Origin of the sequence: Paenochrobactrum sp. BZR 201-1, from assembly GCF_044987585.2 — a bacterium.
GTDB classification, from domain to species: domain Bacteria; phylum Pseudomonadota; class Alphaproteobacteria; order Rhizobiales; family Rhizobiaceae; genus Paenochrobactrum; species Paenochrobactrum pullorum.
Map to the genome: position 1 here is coordinate 1 of NZ_JBJDRZ020000016.1, position 5,470 is coordinate 5,470.

At 45.2% G+C, this 5,470-nt stretch carries 6 protein-coding genes and 2 pseudogenes; 1 reads left to right on the forward strand and 7 read right to left on the reverse strand.

What is annotated here, in order from left to right; genetic code table 11:
• Positions 1-38 precede the first annotated feature (38 nt).
• The 6 genes and pseudogenes from ACI0FR_RS10395 to ACI0FR_RS10420 all read right to left on the reverse strand — a co-directional run.
• Positions 39-125: pseudogene (locus tag ACI0FR_RS10395) on the reverse strand (IS6-like element ISPmar1 family transposase); the annotation flags it as partial.
• Positions 126-233: 108 nt separating this feature from the next.
• Entirely contained in the window at positions 234-434 is a 201-nt protein-coding gene (locus tag ACI0FR_RS10400; protein ID WP_374832141.1) for a hypothetical protein, read from the reverse strand.
• A 303-nt stretch (positions 435-737) separates the two neighbouring features.
• Positions 738-1,685: a DMT family transporter gene (locus ACI0FR_RS10405; protein WP_461667941.1), complete on the reverse strand. Its 948-nt coding sequence runs from the start codon at positions 1,683-1,685 to the stop codon at positions 738-740.
• Positions 1,682-1,873, reverse strand: coding sequence for a thioesterase, FlK family (locus ACI0FR_RS10410; RefSeq protein WP_461667942.1), 192 nt, complete (start codon positions 1,871-1,873; stop codon positions 1,682-1,684). The genes ACI0FR_RS10405 and ACI0FR_RS10410 overlap by 4 nt, the downstream gene beginning before the upstream one ends.
• Complete coding sequence (locus ACI0FR_RS10415) at positions 1,864-2,127, reverse strand: thioesterase family protein (protein ID WP_461667943.1); 264 nt, start codon at positions 2,125-2,127, stop codon at positions 1,864-1,866. Before ACI0FR_RS10415 ends, ACI0FR_RS10410 begins: the two co-directional genes overlap by 10 nt.
• A gap of 16 nt (positions 2,128-2,143) precedes the next feature.
• Positions 2,144-3,340, reverse strand: coding sequence for an acyl-CoA dehydrogenase family protein (locus ACI0FR_RS10420; RefSeq protein WP_461667944.1), 1,197 nt, complete (start codon positions 3,338-3,340; stop codon positions 2,144-2,146).
• A 1,187-nt stretch (positions 3,341-4,527) separates the two neighbouring features.
• Between ACI0FR_RS10420 and ACI0FR_RS10425 the strand changes: the two genes are divergently transcribed.
• Positions 4,528-5,295 (forward strand): IS6 family transposase, encoded by a 768-nt coding sequence (locus tag ACI0FR_RS10425; RefSeq protein ID WP_374832149.1) that lies wholly within the window; start codon positions 4,528-4,530, stop codon positions 5,293-5,295.
• Positions 5,296-5,365: 70 nt separating this feature from the next.
• Here the strand turns inward: ACI0FR_RS10425 and ACI0FR_RS10430 are convergent.
• Positions 5,366-5,461 (reverse strand): annotated as a pseudogene (locus ACI0FR_RS10430) (IS3 family transposase); the annotation flags it as partial.
• Between the last annotated feature and the right edge of the window lie 9 nt (positions 5,462-5,470).

The window sequence follows — 5,470 nt, forward strand, 5'->3', positions numbered from 1 at the left end:
TCAATGCCACGCTCCAATAGGATCTCTTGTAGATCTCAATATGAAACCGCATAGCGCACATAGAAAAACACAGCGTGCAGAATAACAGATTTGGGGTATTGGCTGCCTTTGAAGCTGATCGTCATAAACCTGAAATCCACAATGTTTCGATCCAAAAACAATAGACTAATAATTTGAAAACCAGAATACCTCAAATCTTTGCAACGGAGCCCGTTCAAACCGGCAGTTTTACCTTACCACACCATGCCGAATTCTCTCGCTTTCCGAATTGCAAGGCGCACGGTTGTTTCGCTCACACCGGCCGCCTCACCAAGTTGTTGATACGTGCACACAAGACCTTTGCGCCTTGCATAGAAAATGCTGGTAAGCGCGGCACGTTGGCCCTCTGTAAAAAGATGCACATATTTCCAAGGGATTACGCCGCGGTTTCCCATGAAACGTTTCCGTCTGACCTTTTCACTCGCTGCTTTTATAATGACCAGTCTCACTCATTGTCCGCGTGGAATATTTAACGTCGTTGTTGATATTCTACGGGGAGAAATGCCCTGTTTCACTGCCAATTTATTAGTATCCGCTTGTTGTCGCGGCACTAAAATACGGGGTCTGAGTAGCAACAGAACAGAAAACCTACATAAGGAATTCAAACCTTTGCAACGGAACCAAAAATATCACGTTTGCCTTCAGTGAATACTTGTGACGGCTTGGGTACCTTTGTTGGTTGACCCGTTATGGTCCATCTAATCACTTCGATTTACTAAGTGAGCTGATCTTACAAAAAACAGTATCCCCTTAAGTCGCAAAATGATTGCAAAAGAGATCACCAGAATACCAGCAATCTTGGATATCGTGATAGATTCTCCGAAAGCGAGGGCACCGAATAATATACCCGTTACAGGAGTGAGTAAAAAGAAAGAGCTCGCCGCGTTAGCCGACATAGCACTAAGCACTCGAAACCAGAGAAACATCCCCAATATGGAACCAATGATAGCAAGGAAAGCGAGTTGCGGTGTAATTCCAATAATAACATCTAAAGAAGGGGCTGCTGTCGGTTCGAATACCAAAGCCGCAATGGTTGCAGCGACACTGCCTGCGATGAATTGTAGTGCGTAGAATGGGATAAAAGTAAAGTGTGTGATCACCGGCTTGACCAGTACGTTTCCGGTCGCCAGAGCCAAGACCGAAGCTAGTAGGAGCACTATCGCCAAAGCATCATAATGTCGGCCTGCTCCGCCGGCTAGAAAACCGAAGTCGAGTGAGATCATCACTCCAACGATACTAAGCATGAATGCTATAATGCCACTTGTTCCGATCCGCTCGTTCAATAACAGATAAGAAAGCGGTAGTGTCACGAGCGGAAGCGAGGATACCACAATATTAACAATTGAGCTCGGCAGATGTACAAGTGCCCAGTAGCTTGCACTGAGATATACAGCCTGCGAAAGAACCCCACTGGCGATAACTCGTAAGAGGTTAGAAAAGGATATATTGCCATACAGGAAGCGTATGATGGGAACACCTTGGAGCAACAAAAGAATCCCGCCTGCTATTTGTAGGCGGAATGCGGCCAACCAGAGCGGCGCGATACGAGTGAGTGCTGACTTGGTAAAAACGAATGATAGGCTCCAAATAGTAGCAAATGCTAGCCCCGCCATGACGGCACCCCAAGCGAAACGACGCGATTTCATGCCGTAGACTTAGCCATCATAGCGGCTTTTTTTAGTTCGACCCGTGTAGCAAAGCGTTCAATGTCAATGACATGCCGCCCGTGTGTCCCTTGAGCTATCAGCTCATGCTCGTCATGTGCCATGACTTTCCATAACACGTTGTTGTTATTACGAATCTCATCGCATACGGCGTTAACGATTACGCGCATCCCGGGTGGAGTGGGAGCGCAGTGGGTTGTGCATATATATATGTGCCAAGGCTACCCTCGCCAGGCTCAAGATGTGGTCGTAATGCTTCAATACAGCACCATTCAAGAAGGCCAACCATGAATCCAGTGGCAAATACCTCTGGCATTATTTGATATTCTGCGGATTCAGGGTAAAGATGGGGTACTGTCTTATTTGCGGCAACCGTGTACTCGAAGGAGAAGGTATCACCAACTTTAAGGGTGGAGTGCATCATATCATTCCTTGCAAGTTTAAGTTGAGGTCTTTGGGTCTCTTCCAGACATATTGAAAAAATCGTCCATAATGCGCATTTTTTGAACGTCACCGGTTCCCGAAGGCGGACGGGTCATCATAGCGTCAAGGGTCAGTTGGGCAATTTCAAATTCCGGTAAGCCGACGCGGGCACCAAATATTTCAGCAGCGATGTTTGCGGAATGGCAGACATGATCGCCACTTAAAAACTTTGCCATAGCCAGATGCCGATAGGCTGAATTCTGCCCGATACTCATTCGATGGGCGGCATCGTAGGCCACTTGGCGGCTTTGCTCGTAGCGCATATAAACATCGAAAATCTTATTGCGTACATCAGGCAGCTCTGAAATCGGTTTACCGTAGAGCTTACGCCCACGAGCAAAACTAAAGGCTATATCCAGAATTCGAAGATGAATGCCGAGTGCTAGTGCAGTCAAACTGGGACGGCCATGATGCCCAATTACATAGTAGGCTAAACGTAAGCCGTCTCCTTTCGGCCCAAGTATGTTTTCGCGTGGGACAAAAACATTTCTGAGGTGTAACCTACCAAAAGGGAAAGCTTTAAGTCCCTGATGATTATGTGCTTCTGTGTTATCTACTCCAGCGCGTTCGCCCTCCACGATAAAAGCGCTCAGTCTATCAGTGCCTTTCTTGCGAGCGTAGACAACATGGAGATTGGCGATTGAACAATTCCCAATAAAACACTTAGAACCATTCAGGATATAGCCGCCCGCTGTCTCTTTATAAAAAGTGTTCATTCCATTCACGTGTGAACCTGAATGTTCTTCAGTGATCGCAATCGTACAGATTCGATCACCCCAAACCATTGCTGGAAGCCATTTCTGTTTTTGCTTTTCCGAACCGAACTCAAGTATGCTCCCAGTTCCCAATTGAGCAATCTGTAGAATTGCACCTAAGTCTGGGCACTCCCTCGTCACATGCTCGACGTTAATAACGCGCGCGAGGCAGTCTCCACCCAATCCGCCATAGTGTTTGGGTATCAGAAGGCCGAACCATCCTGTTAGCTTTAGCTTTTCCAGAAGCACGGAAGGTATCGACGAATTGGTTCTAATTTCTAGAAGTTGGTTGCGAACATGTGTTACACAAAATCGCATCGTTTCTTCCTGAAGTTTCTCCCAACGCTCAGCTAAAATGCTTTTGGAAACAGGAGCAAACGCAAAATCCAATTCTTGCATGACCGCCACCCCAACGCGAAATGAAGAACAGATACTAAGACTGCTCACTAATAAGTATCAGCGCCGATACACTTTAGAGGCTACGCTATCTAAGCGGGCTAAAATTATACTTTTTCGTATGTCACAATAGAGGTTTTCAGAAAATACGGCGCGACAAAAGCTGTGTTACCCTATTGATTATAAAATTGACGATGCCCTTTACATAGCTTTGACAAAATGAAACCAAATGCAATTAAAAGACCTGAAAAGTGTAACAATCATTTGCTTTCGTAAATATCCCATTATATTGATCCCAACTTAAAATAGTATATCTGTATCTGAGGTCTAACCCGTCTCATATTTTCAAATCGACTACAGTAAAAATCAGCATAAAAGCTGCCTAGTCATATGTTCGAAAGGCTCTAAGACTGGCGACGCGTTCACAACCGCTACGACCGCTGTGCCCACACGTTCATGTCAGCAAGCTGCAAAAACCGTTTCTCTTGGCTTACTCATTGTGGCTGAAAATATTTTTCCATCTAAAAAAATCAAAATTATAAAAAGTTAGGATAGTCCGTTATCCTAATATATTCTATATTAATATAATAATATATTTTTTATATAATAAATAAGTAGAGTTGTTAATTACGTTTGTTATTTTCAATTAATAGTGAGCCAGACCAGTAATTAATACATATAAAATTGGGAATTATATTCATCAGGATTTCTTCAAGGATATTATTACCAACGAAAACGGAACTATTCTCGTTTATTGTGATGAAAGTATATTTTTAAACCAGTCAAACAAGTTTGATGGCTGTTGGTATCTCTATGTCTATTTTCATGAAACAGACATGTGGCATCCGCTTGTAAATTACAAACCAGTCAACAAACGCATAGTTCAGAGAAAATTTAGATCTTCCGATGGCCTCATCAACAGTCTTCATCGTTATGATTTACCTTTATCGTGCATGCCAAAATACCAAGGAAGCGGTTGTGAAATCAAAAGCGATGGTACTGTTTACTACCGTCCTCAGTGTATTCTTATCTAATCCGGTCAGTCTCAAGGATTGATATCAGAATTCAATATCGAAACCGACGAACTCACGCAGCTTACTCAGAACACAAACGACACCCAAAAGAAGGCTCTGTTGCAAAAATTTTGCCGATGTCCGAAAGAGTGCTGACAATTTTCAGCGAGACTTTTGATGAGCGATTTCAAGTGGCGCCATTTTCAGGGTGACGTGATTTTATGGGCGGTGCGGTGGTATTGCCGCTATGGGATCAGCTACCGCGATCTTGAACAGATGATGGGTGAGCGCGGTGTGCCCGTGGATCATTCCACGATTTATCGCTGGGTCCAGAAATACGCTCCGGAGATTGAAAAACGGCTGCGCTGGCATTGGCGCCGACCACAATCTACGAGCTGGCGTGTTGATGAAATCTATGTGAAAGTCCGGGGACAATGGACTTACCTTTACCGAGCCGTGGACAAATTCGGCAACACGATCGATTTCTACCTGTCTGCGACGCGCAACGCCAAAGCAGCCAAGCGCTTTTTGGGGAAGGCTTTGAACGGCTTGAAAGACTGGGAAAAGCCAACTGTGATCAACACTGCCAAGGCTTCGACTTATGGGATTGCCATCTCCCAATTGAAGGTTCAAGGTAAATGTCGCGCTAGTCTTGTACACCGGCAAGTCAAATACCTGAACAATGTCGTCGAGGCTGACCACGGCAAGCTGAAGCAGCTGATCAAACCGGTCAGAGGGTTCAAGACGTTGAAGACGGCATATGCGACGATCAAGGGCTTCGAGGTCATGCGGACGTTGCGCAAGGGCCAGGCTGCTATTCTCAACCTGACACGAGACATCCGTGGGGAAGCGCGTATCGTTGAACGCGCTTTTGGTATCGGGCCGAGCGCGTTGACTGAAGCCGTGGAACTGCTCGCCCAGAATCTACAAGGTCAGACCGCTTGACAGCAAAGAACGAGGGGCTTGCCTTGCCAGCGGATTTTTTTTGCAACAGAGCCTTATAGAATCCGTCAATATATTGGGCAATGGCTTTTTTTGCATCTTCGCGCGTATGGAATACGGTTCTCCAAATCATCTCTGACTTCAATGTTTTAAAGAAGGTTTCAACCATGGCATTATC